2 pseudogenes are annotated in these 599 nt (G+C 36.2%); both read right to left on the bottom strand.

The features are described from left to right. Window positions 1–256, bottom strand: a pseudogene (locus tag TCEL_RS13665) (thiamine ABC transporter substrate-binding protein); the annotation flags it as partial. Beyond that, window positions 243–563, bottom strand: a pseudogene (locus TCEL_RS00145) (4Fe-4S cluster-binding domain-containing protein); the annotation flags it as partial. The pseudogenes TCEL_RS13665 and TCEL_RS00145, both read right to left, overlap by 14 nt. Window positions 564–599 lie beyond the last annotated feature (36 nt).

Genomic DNA, 599 nt, shown 5'->3' with positions numbered 1-599 from the left:
AGCTATATCCATTCCTATGCTCAAACTCAGTCTGAAGTCTACCATATTCCTTAAGAAGTTTTTCATGATCGGAATTAGGATTAGAAAGCTCCATCTCAATTTCACGCATTCTTATTTCTAGTTGCTTTACATCTGAAAAAACCTTCATTACCTCTTCAAATGCAGTTAAATCTTCGTCAATATCAAGATTTTGAGATAAATATCCTAAAGATTTACCTTTTTGTAATATTATTTCCCCTTCATCCTGACGTATCAAGGGTTGTGTGAATTCCTTCTTCCTTACACCTTTTAAAAAACTCTATTACAAATTCAGGCTGGAGGAGGGGGTCTCCGCCTGAAAGTGTAACTCCGCCTCCTGAATGATTAAAATATATTTTATATCTTTTTACCTTCTGAATTAGTTCTTCTACACTAATCTCAAATCCGCCCTTTTGATCCCATGTATCTGGGTTATGGCAATAGGCACACCTTAACTTACATCCTTGCATAAAAACTACAACTCTAATTCCAGGTCCATCCACAAGTCCCATTGTCTCAATGGAATGAACTCTTGCCGTTACCATATTCTACTCTCCTTTATATTCTTTCGTGGAATGTTC

The organism is Thermobrachium celere DSM 8682, assembly GCF_000430995.1.
GTDB classification, from domain to species: Bacteria; Bacillota; Clostridia; order Clostridiales; family Caloramatoraceae; genus Thermobrachium; species Thermobrachium celere.
Note: the sequence above shows the minus strand (reverse complement) of the source record. Positions and strands in the feature narration are given on the sequence as shown.